The sequence below is a fragment of the Arsukibacterium sp. MJ3 genome (assembly GCF_000987765.1).
Taxonomy (GTDB): domain Bacteria; phylum Pseudomonadota; class Gammaproteobacteria; order Enterobacterales; family Alteromonadaceae; genus Alishewanella.
In genome coordinates this window covers 1-15,605 of sequence record NZ_LAHP01000032.1, presented here as the reverse complement: position 1 = coordinate 15,605, position 15,605 = coordinate 1, and the positions used below count along the sequence as shown (strand labels likewise).

Sequence of the window (15,605 nt, the reverse complement as noted above, 5' to 3'; positions counted from 1 at the left end):
GGCCGTACAGTAGGTGCTGGTGTAGTATCTAAAATCATTGCTTAACTAAAGTGTAGTTAGCGGTGATGTAAAGAAGGCTCCTCTTGTGGAGCCTTTTTTGTTGCTAATAACTAAATATGTCCAAAACTGAACCGGATAGGCACAGTAAGCTTGTTTTAGTTAGCTGAGACAGTATAATGAGCGGCTATTTAATGGCTGGGTAACGTTAAAGTCATTTTAAAGAGTGAAGGGGCATAGTTCCAATTGGTAGAACAGCGGTCTCCAAAACCGATGGTTGTGGGTTCGAATCCCTCTGCCCCTGCCAAATTTAAGGTTGTCGCTAACGTAAGCTGCAGCCGCAAGTTAATAACGAGTGGCATATTAAACGCCAAATTGAAGTGAGTTAGAACATGAGCGTAGCGAGCGAAAACCCAAGAAGCGGATTTGATCTGGTTAAATGGTTATTAGTCTTTGTCATACTGTCAATGGCAGTTGTCGGCAATTATATCTTCGAATTATCGTCCCTGGAGCTCGCTATTGCAGTTGTGGTATTGGTTATTGTTGCCGGTGTTATAGCAGGACAAACCAATAAAGGTCGTACATTCATTAATTTCGCTAAAGAGTCTCGTACTGAAATTCGCAAAGTAGTATGGCCAACTCGCCAGGAAACAATGCAAACTACTCTTGTTGTAATAATTGCTACCATCATAATGGGCTTGTTGTTGTGGGGTCTTGATGCCATTTTATTACGTGTTGTTTCTTTCTTTACCGGATTGGGGATCTAAAGCATGACTGTAAAAATGCGTTGGTATGTCGTACAAGCGTTTTCAGGATTTGAGCAACGGGTTGCCACGTCTCTTCGGGAATATATTAAACTAAATCAAATGGAAGAAAAATTTGGTGAAGTATTAGTCCCTACTGAAGAAGTAATAGAAATGCGTGCCGGTCAAAAACGTAAATCAGAACGAAAATTCTTTCCTGGTTATGTGTTAGTTCAAATGGAAATGTGTGAAGAAGCCTGGCACTTAGTAAAAAGTGTGCCGCGTGTATTAGGTTTTATTGGTGGCACATCTGACCGCCCAGCACCAATTTCTGAAAAAGAAGCAATGACGATTTTAAATCGGTTGCAAGACAATGCCGACAAACCTAAGCCTAAGACGTTGTTTGAAACAGGTGAAGTTGTTCGTGTTACTGAAGGACCCTTTGCCGATTTCAACGGCGTGGTTGAAGAAGTAGATTACGAAAAGAGCCGTGTTAAAGTATCAGTATTAATTTTTGGTCGAGCCACTCCGGTAGAATTGGAATTTGGTCAGGTAGAAAAGGCTTAAACATAATAGTTGTAACGGGGTGCTGATTAAAATATAATCAGCGCCTTTTTTATCGTAAGGGAAGCCGTTTGAGTAAGTGTCCTCGCATTTACAAGGCTACGACCCTATAACAGAGGTGTCACATGGCAAAGAAAGTCACAGCACTTATAAAGCTGCAGGTTAAAGCCGGTATGGCTAACCCTTCACCACCAGTTGGTCCAGCATTGGGCCAGCATGGTGTAAATATCATGGAATTCTGTAAAGGTTTTAACGCTCGCACAGAAAGTCTTGATAAAGGTACGCCAACTCCAGTAGTCATTACTGTATATAGCGATCGTTCTTTCACATTCGAAACCCGAACTCCACCAGCGTCGTTCTTGCTATTAAAAGCAGCGGCACTGAAGAGCGGTTCTGGTCGTCCGAACACCCAAAAAGTAGGCAAGGTTACCGCTGCTCAAGTTGATGAGATCGTAAAGGTCAAACAACCTGATTTAACAGCTGCGGATCATGCTGCTGCGGTGCGTACTATCGAAGGTACTGCTCGTTCAATGGGTTTAGTGGTGGAGGGCTAATCAATGGCTAAATTATCAAAACGCGCTAAGTTAATCCGCTCTAAAGTAGATGTAACCCGCGAGTACGACATTAACGAAGCTGTGGCTTTGTTAAAAGAATTAACGGCCGGCAAGTTCGTTGAGAGCATTGACGTTGCCATAAACTTGGGTATTGACGCTCGTAAGTCAGACCAAAACGTACGTGGCGCAACAGTATTACCTCATGGTACTGGCCGTAACGTTCGTGTTGCAGTATTTACTCAAGGTGCTAATGCCGAAGCGGCTAAAGCTGCTGGTGCTGACATTGTTGGTATGGAAGACTTAGCTGAACAGGTTAAGAAAGGCGTAATGAACTTTGACGTCGTTATTGCTTCTCCAGATGCCATGCGAGTTGTTGGTATGTTAGGTCAAATATTAGGCCCCCGTGGTTTAATGCCTAACCCAAAGACAGGTACAGTTACGCCTAACGTTGCTGAAGCTGTTAAAAACGCAAAAGCAGGCCAGGTACGTTACCGCAATGATAAGAATGGTATTATTCATTCTACCATTGGTAAAATTAACTTTGACGCCGATAAGTTGAGAGAAAACTTAGAATCGTTACTTATTGCATTAAAACGTGCTAAGCCATCAGTAGCAAAAGGTATTTTCATTCAGAAAGTTACCATTTCTTCTACTCACGGTGCCGGTATGACGGTAAACCAAGCCTCTTTGAGTGCTGTGGTCTAAGGTCTGGCTTTACAGGTGGCTAACTTTATTCTATAATGCCGCCCTTAAAAAATTCGGGTAGAGATAGCGTTTTTTCGTGTTAAAACGACAATTCGTTGTTTCCGTCCAAGACCGTAGGTGCAGCAAGGTGTAAGCCAAGTTGCTTAAAATATCAACCTACGCAGACGGTGTAGGCCCCAGAAAGAATTAAATTCAATCTGGTCTCACCGTAAATCGCGCGCCTTTGGTTATCCAGAGGTGATGTGTAGGCAGCCGGATAATCTTATCCGGATGAACCAGGAGTAAACAGCCAATGGCTATTAAGCTTGATGACAAAAAAGCAATTATTGCTGAAGTCCAGGAAGCTGCCAAAGGTGCTTTATCTGCGGTAGTCGCAGACGCTCGTGGTGTCACTGTTGGCAAAATCACTAGTTTGCGTAAGCAGGCTCGTGATGCAGGTGTTTGGATGAAAGTTGTTCGTAACACTCTGGTACGCCGCGCAGTAGATGGCACAGAATTTGAGTGTCTAAAAGATGCATTTGTAGGCCCGACACTGATTGCGTTTTCTAATGAGCACCCAGGTGCTGCGGCGAGGATCTTCAAAGATTTCGCTAAAGATAACAAACAGTTCGAGTTGAAAAGTGCCGCTTTTAACGGCGGATTAGTAAGCATTGATGTTTTAGCATCGTTACCAACATATAACGAAGCTATAGCACGCTTAATGAGCACCATGAAAGAGGCAGCAGCCGGCAAACTTGTACGTACAATTGCCGCGGTTCGCGACCAAAAACAGGATCAAGCCGCGTAATTTTGCGTGTTGTTTGGTGAGTGGAATTTAATTCGGGATCCGTCCCATAATTTAGGAATCTGAGCAATGTCAGTGACTAAAGATCAAATCTTAGATGCTATCGCAGCAATGTCTGTAATGGATGTAGTTGAGTTAGTAACTGCAATGGAAGAAAAGTTTGGCGTTTCTGCCGCTGCCGCTGTAGCTGTTGCTGCCGGCCCAGCTGCTGCAGTTGAAGAACAAACAGAATTCAACGTAATTCTGGCTACTGTTGGTCCAAATAAAGTATCTGTGATTAAAGCAGTACGTAGTGCCACAGGTTTAGGCCTGAAAGAAGCGAAAGACTTGGTTGAGTCAGCACCTGCTGCAATCAAAGAAGCCGTTTCTAAAGATGAAGCAGCTGCTCTTAAGAAAGATCTTGAAGACGCTGGTGCATCTGTTGAAATTAAATAATCCGGTAAAAACCGGGTTAACTGCCTGAGATTCGGGCTAGGCTGGTGATGATTTAATCACCGGCCTTTTTGCGCTGTGGGACAATGATTTCCCCACCCCTGTTGTTACCATGTCTGATAGCAATACATTACTGTTAATTCAGTAATTGGGAAAAAAATCAGCAAGCTGAGGAACCCCATGACCTACTCTTATTCTGAGAAGAAACGTATCCGTAAGGACTTCGGCAAACGTCCGGAAGTACTGGATGTGCCATACCTGCTATCGATTCAAATTGAGTCTTTTAGCAAATTTATCGAGCCAGATCCGGAAGGTGAATACGGTTTAGAAGCCGCGTTCCGCTCTGTATTTCCTATCAAAAGCTATTCAGGCAGCGCGGAATTGCAGTATGTCAGCTACCGCATTGGGGAACCTGTTTTTGATGTAAAAGAATGTCAAATTCGTGGTGTGACATATTCTGCACCACTTCGTGTAAAATTGCGTATGGTGTTATTTGATAAAGAAGCACCAGGCACGATTAAAGACATTCGCGAGCAAGAAGTGTACATGGGTGAAATCCCATTAATGACTGAAAACGGTACTTTTGTTATTAACGGTACTGAGCGGGTTATTGTTTCTCAGCTTCATCGTAGTCCAGGTGTATTCTTTGACCACGATCGCGGTAAAACACACTCTTCTGGTAAGGTATTGTATAACGCACGCGTTATTCCTTATCGTGGTTCATGGTTAGACTTCGAATTCGATGCGAAAGACAACTTGTTTGTCCGAATCGACCGTCGTCGTAAATTACCTGCCACTATTTTATTGCGAGCTCTTGAATTTAGCACAGAACAAATTCTGGCTATATTCTTTGAAAATACTAAATTTGAAGTTAAAGACAGTAAGATATTTATGGAAGTGGTTGCTAATCGCTTACGTGGAGATACTGCTGGTTTTGACATTAAAGATAATGATGGTGAAATCATTGTTGAACAGGGCCGTCGTATTACTGCCCGCCATGTACGCCAATTAGAAAAAACCGGCTTGTCCATGATGGAAGTACCGCATGAATATGTGGTTGGTCGGGTACTTGCAAAAAATTATGTTGATACTGCTAGCGGCGAAATAGTTGCTGAAGCAAATGCTGAATTAACTCTCGACATTTTGGCTAAATTGACCAAAGCGGGTTATGACAATTTCGAAACACTGTATATTAACGATTTGGATCAAGGTTCTTATGTATCAGAAACTATCCGTATCGACCCAAGCAACAATCGTATTGAAGCTTTGGTAGAAATATACCGAATGATGCGTCCTGGTGAGCCACCAACACGCGAAGCGGCTGAAACACTGTTTAATAACCTGTTCTTCTCGGAAGATCGCTATGACTTATCAACAGTAGGCCGAATGAAGTTTAACCGTCGGGTTAACTTTGAAGAGGCAATCGGCGCTGGTGTTTTAAGCAAAGAAGATATTCTTGCAGTAATGAAGGTGTTAATTGACATTCGTAATGGTAATGGCGAAGTTGATGATATTGACCATTTGGGTAACCGTCGGATCCGTTCAGTTGGTGAAATGGCCGAAAATCAATTCCGTGTTGGTTTAGTCCGGGTTGAACGTGCTGTTAAAGAACGTTTATCGCTGGGTGACTTAGATGCGGTAATGCCACAGGATCTTATTAACGCCAAACCAATTTCTGCAGCGGTAAAAGAATTTTTTGGTTCTAGTCAGTTGTCACAGTTTATGGACCAAAACAATCCATTATCAGAAGTAACTCACAAACGCCGTATTTCTGCGTTAGGCCCTGGTGGTTTGACTCGTGAGCGTGCTGGTTTTGAGGTTCGCGACGTACACCCAACGCATTACGGTCGTGTTTGTCCGATTGAAACGCCTGAAGGTCCGAATATCGGCTTAATTAACTCACTATCAATGTTTGCTCAAACTAACGAATATGGCTTCCTTGAAACCCCGTATCGTCGGATTGAAAATGGCATAGTGACAGACGAAGTTGATTTTCTTTCTGCAATTGAAGAGGGTAACTTTGTTATTGCTCAGGCTAACGCTGATTTAAACAGCGAAAACCGTTTAGTAGAAGATCTGGTTCCTTGTCGTTATAAAAACGAATTTACTCTGATGCCATCGTCTGAAGTTCAGTATATGGATGTTGCACCACAACAAATTGTATCTGTTGCGGCGGCACTTATTCCGTTTCTTGAACACGATGATGCTAACCGGGCACTGATGGGCTCGAACATGCAACGTCAAGCTGTACCAACATTGCGTGCTGATAAACCATTGGTTGGAACGGGCATCGAACGGGTCGTTGCTAAAGACTCTGGTGTTACAGTTGTAGCAAAGCGTGGTGGTACGGTTGATTATGTTGACGCTAGCCGCATTGTTATTAAAGTACACGAAGAAGAAATGATTGCTGGCGAAGCCGGTATCGATATTTACAGCCTGACTAAATATACCCGTTCTAATCAGAACACCTGTATTAATCAGCGTCCTTGCGTTAACCACGGCGAGCCAATTGAACGTGGTGACGTTTTAGCTGATGGGCCTTCTACCGATTTAGGTGAATTGGCGTTAGGCCAAAACCTGCGTGTGGCATTTATGCCGTGGAATGGTTACAACTTCGAAGATTCGATTTTGTTATCAGAGCGCTTAGTACAAGAAGATCGTCTAACAACTATTCATATTCAGGAATTAAGTTGTATTGCTCGAGATACTAAGCTTGGACCTGAAGAAATAACCGGTGACATACCAAACGTTGGTGAGTCTGCGCTTAGTAAGCTAGATGAAGCCGGTATTGTTTATATTGGTGCTGAAGTTAAAGGCGGTGATATTCTGGTTGGTAAGGTTACGCCAAAAGGCGAAAGCCAATTAACGCCGGAAGAAAAACTGTTACGCGCGATTTTTGGTGAAAAAGCGTCTGATGTTAAAGATACGTCTTTACGGGTACCTAACTCAGTAACTGGAACGGTTATTGATGTGCAGGTGTTTACTCGTGATGGTGTAGAAAAAGACAAACGTGCTCGCGAAATCGAAGAAATGGAAGTCAAACAGGCTAAGAAAGATCTGAATGAAGAATTCCGCATTCTCGAGGCCGGTATTTATGATCGTGCTCGTAACCTGCTGGAGCAAAGCGGCCTGGACCGTGCCAAGCTGGATACATTGAAAGGTGATGCGTTATTTAATCAGAGCTTAACTGACGAAGATAAGCAAAACGACTTAGAGCAACTTGCCGCACAATTTGAAGAAATTCGGGTTGAGTACGATAAGAAATTTGAATTAAAGCGCCGTAAAATTACTCAAGGCGATGACTTAGCGCCAGGTGTACTTAAAATTGTTAAAGTGTATCTTGCCGTTAAGCGCCGTATCCAGCCAGGTGACAAAATGGCCGGCCGTCACGGTAACAAAGGTGTAATTTCTACTATTGTCCCTGTTGAAGATATGCCTTACGACGACAAAGGGCAACCCGTTGATATTGTGTTGAACCCGTTAGGTGTTCCATCTCGAATGAACATCGGTCAAATTCTTGAAACTCACCTGGGCTTAGCTGCTCGCGGTATTGGTGACAAGATCGACGGTATGATCAAAGAGCACAAAGAAGTCGCTGAAATACGTGAGTTCTTGGTTAAGGTTTATGCCTTGGGTGAGTCACGGCAGAATGTCGACATTGCTAGCTTTACAGATGATGAAGTTCGTCGTCTGGCGCAGAACTTGCGTAAAGGTTTACCAGTGGCTACTCCTGTATTTGATGGCGCCAGAGAATCAGAAATCAAAGAGTTATTAACACTTGGCGATTTACCAACCAGCGGTCAGATCACCTTATATGATGGTCGTACCGGTAATACCTTCGAGCGGAAGGTAACGGTTGGTTACATGTATATGTTAAAACTGAACCATTTGGTTGATGACAAGATGCATGCTCGGTCTACGGGTTCGTACAGTCTGGTTACTCAGCAGCCGCTGGGTGGTAAGGCACAGTTCGGTGGTCAGCGTTTCGGTGAGATGGAAGTGTGGGCGTTAGAAGCTTATGGTGCGGCTTACACCCTGCAAGAAATGCTTACTGTTAAGTCTGATGACGTAAACGGTCGTACCAAGATGTATAAAAACATCGTTGACGGTGACCACAGAATGGAACCTGGCATGCCAGAATCTTTCAATGTATTGATGAAAGAAATCCGTTCGCTCGGTATCAATATCGAATTGGAAGAGGAATAAACCGACAGTTAGTTGGCGGGGCAGTGCGCTGCCCCATTCCGGTTTACCTCTTACAGGAGAGCAAAGGTGAAAGACTTATTAAAGTTTCTGAAACAACAAACTAAAACTGAAGAGTTTGATGTTATTCGTATTGGTTTATCCTCACCGGATATGATCCGTTCGTGGTCATTTGGTGAAGTTAAAAAGCCAGAGACAATCAATTATCGTACCTTTAAACCAGAGCGTGACGGTTTATTCTGTGCTCGAATTTTTGGCCCGGTAAAAGACTATGAGTGTTTGTGCGGTAAGTATAAACGCTTAAAGCACCGCGGTGTTATTTGTGAAAAGTGTGGCGTTGAAGTTACCTTAACCAAGGTGCGCCGTGAACGTATGGGCCATATTGAGTTGGCTAGTCCAGTTGCACATATTTGGTTCCTGAAGTCATTACCAAGCCGTATTGGTTTGTTATTAGACATGACGTTACGTGATATTGAACGTGTACTCTATTTTGAAAGTTATGTGGTAACAGAGCCTGGCATGACGTCGTTAGAGCGTCGTCAGATGTTGACTGAAGAAGAATATCTGGACGTGCTGGAAGAGCATGGCGACGAATTCGAAGCCAAGATGGGTGCTGAAGCAGTACTTGATATTTTGCGTGGTATCGACTTAGCGGTTGAAATTAAGCAAATGCGCGAAGAGCTGCCAACCATCAACTCTGAAACCAAGCGTAAGAAAATTAGTAAACGCTTAAAATTAATGGAGTCATTCTTCACTTCTGGTAATAAGCCAGAGTGGATGATCATGACAGTATTGCCAGTACTACCACCAGATTTACGGCCGTTAGTGCCACTGGATGGTGGTCGTTTTGCTACGTCTGATTTAAACGATCTTTATCGTCGGGTGATAAACCGTAATAACCGTTTGAAGCGTCTGCTTGATTTGTCAGCGCCTGATATTATTGTTCGCAACGAAAAGCGGATGCTACAAGAAGCTGTGGATGCATTGTTAGATAACGGTCGTCGCGGTCGTGCTATTACTGGCTCGAATAAGCGTCCATTGAAATCTTTAGCCGACATGATTAAAGGTAAGCAAGGTCGTTTCCGTCAAAACCTATTAGGTAAGCGGGTCGACTACTCTGGCCGTTCAGTTATTACTGTAGGTCCTACTTTAAGACTGCATCAGTGCGGTTTACCGAAAAAGATGGCATTAGAATTATTTAAGCCATTTATTTACGGTAAGTTGGAAGCCCGGGGTTTAGCGACTACTATTAAAGCAGCTAAGAAGATGGTAGAGCGCGAAGAGGGCGCTGTGTGGGATGTATTAGATGAAGTTATCCGGGAACATCCGGTATTACTGAACCGTGCACCTACTTTGCACCGTCTTGGTATTCAGGCTTTTGAACCAGTACTGATTGAAGGTAAAGCGATACAGCTGCATCCTCTGGTATGCGCGGCGTATAATGCTGACTTCGATGGTGACCAAATGGCAGTGCATGTGCCGTTAACCATTGAAGCACAGTTAGAAGCTCGTGCCTTAATGATGTCAACCAACAACGTATTATCACCCGCTAACGGTGAGCCTATTATTGTGCCTTCACAGGACGTGGTTTTAGGGCTTTATTACATGACGCGTGAGGCAATTAATGCCAAAGGCGAAGGCATGATGTTTAAGAGCGCGAAAGAAGCTGAAAAAGCCTTCCGTGCAGATTGCGCCAGCCTACATGCGAAAGTTAAAGTACGTATCACTGAAGTAGAAATTGCCGAAGATGGTACTCGTACAGAAACCGTACGTGTTCGTGACACTACAGTTGGACGTGCAATTCTGTTCTCAATTTTACCTGAAGGTTTGGCTTTTGATTCAATTGACCAAGCAATGGGCAAAAAACAAATTTCACGTTTATTAAACGGTGCCTATCGTCGTATTGGTTTGAAAAAGACTGTAATTCTGGCTGACCAAATCATGTATACCGGCTTCCATTACGCCATGTTATCTGGCGTGTCGGTTGGTATTGATGACATGGTTATTCCAGCAGCAAAAACTGAAATTATTGATGCTGCGGAGAGCGAAGTGGCTGAAATTCAGGAGCAATTTCAACAAGGCCTGGTAACCGCAGGTGAAAAATACAACAAAGTTATTGATATTTGGTCAACAGCCAACGAAACCTTATCAAAAGCCATGATGGACAATTTGTCGAAAGAGGCGGTAGTTGATCGGGACGGTAATACTGTTGAGCAGCAATCGTTTAACTCTGTTTATATGATGGCTGATTCTGGCGCCCGGGGCTCACCGGCACAGATCCGGCAGTTATCGGCAATGCGTGGTCTGATGGCGAAACCAGATGGTTCAATCATCGAAACACCTATTACGGCTAACTTCCGTGAAGGTTTAAGCGTATTACAATACTTTATTTCTACTCACGGTGCGCGTAAAGGTTTGGCTGATACCGCATTGAAAACAGCGAACTCCGGTTATTTAACCCGTCGTCTGGTTGATGTAGCTCAGGATTTAGTGGTAACAGAACACGATTGCGGTTCAGATCAAGGCATTATTATGAAGCCATTGATCGAAGGTGGTGACGTAGTAGAAGGTCTGCGTGAACGAGTACTGGGTCGGGTAGTTATTGGTGATGTTGTATCGCCAACTACAGGTGAAGTACTGGTGGCTGACGGTACCATGCTTGACGAGCAGCTATGTGATTCAATTGAACAAAATTCAATTGATGAAGTGCATGTTCGTTCAGTTATAACGTGTCAGACTGATTTTGGTGTTTGTGCCAAATGTTATGGTCGTGACTTAGCGCGTGGCCACCTGATCAATGCAGGTGAAGCTGTTGGTGTTATTGCTGCGCAGTCAATCGGTGAGCCAGGTACTCAGTTAACCATGCGTACTTTCCACATCGGTGGCGCTGCATCACGTTCATCTGCAGAAAATAGTGTTCAGGTGAAAAACGCCGGTACATTAAAATTACAAAACGCTAAGTTCGTTCGTAACGCAGACAACAAAATTGTTATTACCTCGCGTTCAGCGGAAGTAACAGTATTTGATGAATTAGGACGTGAGAAGGAGCGCTATAAATTACCATACGGTTCTATCATGGCTACTGACGATAATGCTAAGGTTGTTTCTGGCCAGATCGTTGCTAACTGGGAACCGCATTCACACCCTATTATTGTTGAACGTGGTGCTAAGGTAAGCTTTAGTGATGTAGACGATACCAACACAGAAGTGCAGCAGGACGAACTGACCGGATTAACACGGACAGTGGTAAAAGATTTGGCCAAAGCAAATGCGAAAGAGCCAAAACTTATTCTGGCGACAGATGATGGTGGTTTGCAGGAAATTCGTTTACCAAGTTTTACGACTATTGAAGTTGCTGATGGCGAAAATGTACCGACCGGTGGCGTACTGGCACGTATACCACAGGAAAGTTCGAAGACCCGCGATATTACCGGTGGTCTGCCACGTGTGGCTGACTTATTTGAAGCTCGTAAACCAAAAGATCCGGCAATACTGGCCGAAATTTCTGGTGTGATTAGTTTTGGTAAAGAGACTAAAGGTAAGCGTCGTCTGGTTATTACCCCTGAACAGGGTGATGCTTATGAAGAGATGATTCAAAAATGGCGTCAGGTCAATGTGTTTGAAGGTGAACGTATTGAGAAGGGCGAAGTTATTTCTGAAGGTCCTGAATCAGCGCATGACATTTTGCGCTTACGTGGCATTCACCATGTAGCCAGTTATATTGTTAACGAAGTTCAGGATGTTTATCGCTTACAAGGCGTGAAAATTAACGACAAGCACATTGAAACGATTATTCGTCAGATGCTGCGTAAGTGCATAATCACCAGTCCTGGCGATAGCGAGTTCCTGGAAGGTGAAATGGCAGAAGTGGCTCGTGTTAATATTGCTAACCGCGATTTAGAAGCGGCCGGTAAAATGCCAGCACAATATGAGCGTTCCTTACTAGGTATTACTAAGGCATCACTGTCGACCGATTCGTTTATTTCGGCAGCATCGTTCCAGGAAACAACCCGCGTTCTGACTGAGGCCGCTGTTGGCGGTAAGATTGACGAACTGCGTGGTTTGAAAGAAAACGTTATTGTTGGCCGCTTGATCCCGGCAGGTACTGGTTTTGCTTATCATCAAAACCGTGCTCGTACGCGTCATCGTGGTGGCAAGAACATCGTTGTTGAACCGTCAAGAAGTGCAGAAACTGCTGAACAAGCATTAACTGATGCACTTAATATGAATTTGTCGGGCAAGGACGAGTAAGGTAGGAGCAGGTAATTTGCTGGCGATTAAAAAGCCAGCAAATTACATTGTAACTTGACAGGTCAAAGCTTGACCATTAGAATTCCGCGACCCTAATTTTGGGGTGCGGAATTTTCACGTTTATTGGGTATTTATTAACCAGGAGTATTTAATGGCAACAATCAACCAGCTAGTGCGTAAGCCGCGCAGCCAGAAGGTAGCTAAGAGCACCGTTCCGGCGCTTGAAGCTTGCCCGCAGAAGCGTGGTGTTTGTACCCGTGTATACACCACTACACCTAAGAAGCCAAACTCAGCATTACGTAAAGTGTGCCGTGTTCGTCTAACTAACGGATTCGAAGTTTCTTCTTATATTGGTGGTGAAGGCCATAACCTGCAAGAGCACAGTGTTGTGCTTATTCGCGGTGGCCGGGTAAAAGACCTTCCAGGTGTGCGTTATCACACCGTACGTGGCACATTAGACTGTGCAGGCGTTAAAGATCGTAAACAAGCCCGTTCTAAGTACGGCACAAAGCGGCCTAAGAAATAACGGTACTCCGTTAGTAAGGCCAAACTAAACAACTTTTTTTCTTTAATGTATTAAAAGTTTTGGAATCACCTGAAGCAATCGGAGTTACGAATGCCAAGAAGACGCGTCATAGGTCAACGTAAAATCCTTCCAGATCCTAAGTTCGGAAGTGAATTACTTGCCAAGTTTGTTAATGTCGTTATGGTCGACGGAAAAAAATCCACAGCCGAATCAATTGTATACGGCGGCTTAGAAATTGCAGCTACCAAATCAAAGAAAGAGCATATTGATCTATTTGAAGTTGCATTAGATAACATTCGTCCAACTGTCGAAGTTAAATCACGTCGGGTAGGTGGTTCAACCTATCAGGTACCATGTGAAGTTCGTCAGGTACGTCGTAATGCACTTGCTATGCGTTGGTTGGTAGAAGCTGCCCGTAAACGTGGCGAAAAATCAATGGCTCAGCGTTTGGCTGGTGAAATGTTGGATGCGATTGAAAACAAAGGTTCTGCGGTTAAGAAGCGTGAAGACGTGCACCGTATGGCTGAAGCGAATAAAGCTTTCGCTCACTTCCGCTGGTAAGCTGATTTAAAGAAGAGGACACTATTGTGGCACGTACTACCCCAATAGAACGCTACCGTAACATTGGTATTGTTGCCCATGTAGATGCGGGTAAAACCACGACTACAGAGCGTGTACTTTTTTACACCGGTCGTTCTCATAAGATTGGTGAAGTACATGATGGCGCAGCAACCATGGACTGGATGGAGCAGGAGCAAGAACGGGGTATTACTATTACTTCGGCAGCGACTACTACCTTCTGGCCAGGTATGCAGGCACAGTTTGAACAGCATCGGATAAACATTATTGATACGCCGGGTCACGTTGACTTCACGATTGAAGTTGAGCGGTCGCTTCGGGTATTAGATGGTGCTGTAGTGGTGCTGTGTGGCTCATCTGGGGTTCAACCACAGACTGAGACGGTATGGCGTCAGGCAAACAAGTACGAAGTTCCTCGGATGATTTTTGTCAACAAGATGGACCGGACAGGAGCTGACTTCCTGCGGGTCGTAAAGCAAGCCCGGATCCGTCTTAACAGTACTATTGTACCTATTCAGCTACCTATTGGTGCTGAAGACGATTTTGCTGGTGTAGTTGATCTGATCAAAATGAAAGCGATTAACTGGAACATGGAAGACCAAGGGATGACCTTCAATTATGAAGAAATTCCTGCTGACATGTTAGCAGAGTGCCAGCAATGGCGTCAGAACCTGGTTGAGGCTGCGGCTGAAGCCAGTGAAGACCTGATGGAGCGTTATCTTGATGGCGATGATTTCTCTGAAGAAGAAATTAAAGCGGCTCTGCGGGCACTGACATTACGTAATGAAGTAGTACTGGTTATGTGTGGTTCGGCCTTTAAATATAAAGGTGTACAGGCCATGTTAGATGCGGTGATTGAATACTTGCCCTCACCTACTGAAGTGAAGGCAATTAATGGTATTCTGGAAGATGAGTCTGCTGGCGAACGTCACTCAAGCGACGATGAACCCTTTGCAGCGCTTGCTTTTAAAATCGCTACTGATCCTTTTGTTGGTACGCTCACCTTCTTTCGGGTTTACTCAGGCGTAGTAGAGGCAGGTTCTTCTATTTACAATTCAGTAAAGCAGAAAAAAGAGCGGATTGGCAGGATGGTACAAATGCATGCCAATACTCGTGAAGATATTAAAGAAGTTCGTGCCGGCGATATCGCCGCCGCAATCGGCTTAAAAGATACCACTACAGGCGACACTTTATGCGATCAGGATAATGCTATTATTCTGGAACGCATGGAGTTTCCTGAACCGGTTATCTCGGTAGCTGTTGAACCGAAAACCAAGGCTGATCAGGAAAAAATGGGTGTTGCGCTGAGTAAACTGGCAGCTGAAGATCCTTCTTTCCGGGTGCATACTGACGAAGAAACCGGCCAAACCATTATTTCAGGTATGGGCGAATTACACTTAGATATTATCGTTGATCGGATGCGTCGCGAATTTAAGGTAGAGGCTAACGTGGGTAAACCACAAGTGTCTTACCGTGAAACTCTGCGTCAGACTACCGAAGTCGAAGGTAAGTTTGTGCGTCAGTCTGGTGGTCGCGGTCAGTTTGGTCACTGTTGGCTTAAGCTCGAACCGCAAGCAGAAGGTGCAGGTTACGAGTTTGTCAACGCGGTAGTAGGTGGTGTTATTCCGAAAGAATACATTCCTGCCATCGATAAAGGTATACAAGAACAGATGAAAAACGGTGTATTAGCGGGGTATCCTGTTATTGACGTTAAAGTAACTGTTTTTGATGGTTCATATCATGATGTAGACTCCAACGAAATGGCATTCAAAGTAGCTGCTTCAATGGGTTTCAAGAAAGGTGCGCTGCAAGCAAAGCCGGTAGTTCTTGAACCTATTATGAAAGTAGAGGTGGTAACGCCTGAGGAGTTTATGGGAGATATCGTTGGTGACTTAAATCGTCGCCGCGGTATAATCCATGGTATGGACGATGCCCCTGGTGGTATCAAAATCGTTGATGCAAATGTTCCGTTATCAGAAATGTTTGGTTATGCAACCAACATGCGTTCACTGAGTCAGGGCCGAGCCTCTTATTCTATGGAACCTCTGAATTATCAGGAAGCACCAAACAACGTAACTGAAGCGATTATCGCTGCACGTAAGTCTAATTAACCAATTAATATGGCCCGGTGTATGCTGGGCCGAAATTTAATATAGAAGGGTCTACAAATGGCTAAGGCTAAATTTGAACGCGTAAAACCGCATGTAAACGTAGGTACTATTGGCCACGTTGACCACGGTAAAACTACACTGACAGCTGCTATCACT

At 44.2% G+C, this 15,605-nt stretch carries 12 protein-coding genes and 1 tRNA gene; all 13 read left to right on the top strand.

Annotated features, from left to right (window positions below; genetic code table 11):
* Positions 1-227 precede the first annotated feature (227 nt).
* Positions 228-304, top strand: a tRNA-Trp gene (locus tag VT06_RS15965).
* 85 nt (positions 305-389) lie between these two features.
* The gene (gene secE, locus VT06_RS15960; protein WP_046555330.1) at positions 390-764 is read left to right on the top strand and encodes a preprotein translocase subunit SecE; all 375 of its coding nucleotides are present in this window, start codon (positions 390-392) and stop codon (positions 762-764) included.
* Between the two features lie 15 nt (positions 765-779).
* Positions 780-1,307 (top strand): transcription termination/antitermination protein NusG, encoded by a 528-nt coding sequence (gene nusG / locus VT06_RS15955; RefSeq protein WP_152659046.1) that lies wholly within the window; start codon positions 780-782, stop codon positions 1,305-1,307.
* 122 nt (positions 1,308-1,429) lie between these two features.
* Entirely contained in the window at positions 1,430-1,858 is a 429-nt protein-coding gene (rplK, locus tag VT06_RS15950; protein WP_046555328.1) for a 50S ribosomal protein L11, read from the top strand.
* Between the two features lie 3 nt (positions 1,859-1,861).
* Positions 1,862-2,563 (top strand): 50S ribosomal protein L1, encoded by a 702-nt coding sequence (gene rplA, locus VT06_RS15945; protein WP_046555327.1) that lies wholly within the window; start codon positions 1,862-1,864, stop codon positions 2,561-2,563.
* Between the two features lie 292 nt (positions 2,564-2,855).
* Entirely contained in the window at positions 2,856-3,350 is a 495-nt protein-coding gene (gene rplJ, locus VT06_RS15940; RefSeq protein WP_046555326.1) for a 50S ribosomal protein L10, read from the top strand.
* 66 nt (positions 3,351-3,416) lie between these two features.
* Complete coding sequence (rplL, locus tag VT06_RS15935) at positions 3,417-3,782, top strand: 50S ribosomal protein L7/L12 (protein WP_046555325.1); 366 nt, start codon at positions 3,417-3,419, stop codon at positions 3,780-3,782.
* A gap of 177 nt (positions 3,783-3,959) precedes the next feature.
* Complete coding sequence (rpoB, locus tag VT06_RS15930; RefSeq protein ID WP_046555324.1) at positions 3,960-7,985, top strand: DNA-directed RNA polymerase subunit beta; 4,026 nt, start codon at positions 3,960-3,962, stop codon at positions 7,983-7,985.
* Between the two features lie 66 nt (positions 7,986-8,051).
* Positions 8,052-12,233: a DNA-directed RNA polymerase subunit beta' gene (gene rpoC / locus VT06_RS15925; RefSeq protein ID WP_046555323.1), complete on the top strand. Its 4,182-nt coding sequence runs from the start codon at positions 8,052-8,054 to the stop codon at positions 12,231-12,233.
* A gap of 151 nt (positions 12,234-12,384) precedes the next feature.
* Positions 12,385-12,759 (top strand): 30S ribosomal protein S12, encoded by a 375-nt coding sequence (rpsL, locus tag VT06_RS15920; RefSeq protein ID WP_046555322.1) that lies wholly within the window; start codon positions 12,385-12,387, stop codon positions 12,757-12,759.
* A 90-nt stretch (positions 12,760-12,849) separates the two neighbouring features.
* Positions 12,850-13,320 carry a 30S ribosomal protein S7 gene (gene rpsG, locus VT06_RS15915; RefSeq protein ID WP_046555321.1) on the top strand — a complete coding sequence of 157 codons (471 nt, stop codon included), beginning with the start codon at positions 12,850-12,852 and terminating at the stop codon, positions 13,318-13,320.
* Between the two features lie 26 nt (positions 13,321-13,346).
* Entirely contained in the window at positions 13,347-15,449 is a 2,103-nt protein-coding gene (gene fusA / locus VT06_RS15910; protein ID WP_046555320.1) for an elongation factor G, read from the top strand.
* Between the two features lie 57 nt (positions 15,450-15,506).
* A partial coding sequence (locus VT06_RS15905; RefSeq protein ID WP_046555319.1) for a GTP-binding protein occupies positions 15,507-15,605 on the top strand: 99 nt, incomplete at its 3' end.